Below are 995 nucleotides of genomic sequence, written 5' to 3'. Positions count from 1 at the left end.
AACTTTTAATTAAAGAGGTGAACTTATGGCTGGCATATTGTATCCCTCGGTCGGAATGAAAAATCAAAGGCTGGGTTAAAGTTGTTTTCTTTACAGCCATATGCCAAGCTTTAATAATAGTATCCTCTGTGCTTAAATTATCACTTAGTGCCCACCCAACAACTTTACGGTTAAACAAATCGATAATTACAGTAAGGTAAAGCCAACCTTGTTTAGTTTTTATATAGGTTATATCACTTACCCAAACTTGATTCTGTCTGTTTACTTCAAAGCATTGGTTTAATAAATTAGGAGCTATTGGGTAATTATGTTTACTATCAGTGGTTGCTTTAAACTTGCGCTTTCGTTTTGCAAACAAATAATTAGCACTCATAATACGGGCCACTCTGGGCTTTGATATTTTATAGCCTAATGTCTCCAACTCTGTTTTTATTCTGGGTGAACCATAGCTCTCAAAACTATTTTTGAATATAGATTTAATAAGCGTTGTTACCTTTTGATTTTCTAACCATAATTTACTTGGTCCAGATTGCAACCAATGGTAATAGCCGCTTTTACTTACCTTTAATATTTTACACATCATCTCGACAGGAAACCTCATAAGATGCTGTTTTATAAACCTGTATTTTTCCTGTCGCTCTTGGAGAAGATGCTGATGGCCTTTTTTAAGATGTCACGTTCCAGTTCAGCTTCTTTTAATGCCCTTTTTAATCGAGATATCTCTTTTTCTTCATCGGTCATTTTAGGTTTGCCTCGACCTGGAAAACTGTTTTTGCCATAATCCTTCAACTCTTTTCGCCAACGATAAAGTACTGATGGAAATATATCTAAATCTTCACTTACTTGTTTTACGTTGCCTTTGGCATAGCTCAACTCCACTGCCTTTTGTTTAAATTCTAAAGTGTAATGTTTGGGTTTACTTCTCATATTTGCTAAGTTAATAACTAGCAAGCATATTCTCTCATCTTTGTGTCCAGTCTAATATAGGAAGTCCA

The 995-nt window shown here is 34.9% G+C and carries 1 pseudogene; it reads right to left on the bottom strand.

The window, feature by feature from the left end:
* Positions 1-951: pseudogene (locus tag K7G79_RS14675) on the bottom strand (IS3 family transposase); the annotation flags it as partial.
* Positions 952-995: the final 44 nt, after the last annotated feature.

It is taken from the genome of Aestuariivivens sp. NBU2969 (assembly GCF_019931125.1).
Lineage (GTDB): Bacteria > Bacteroidota > Bacteroidia > Flavobacteriales > Flavobacteriaceae > Aestuariivivens > Aestuariivivens marinum.
This window is presented reverse-complemented; position numbering and strand designations above follow the sequence as displayed.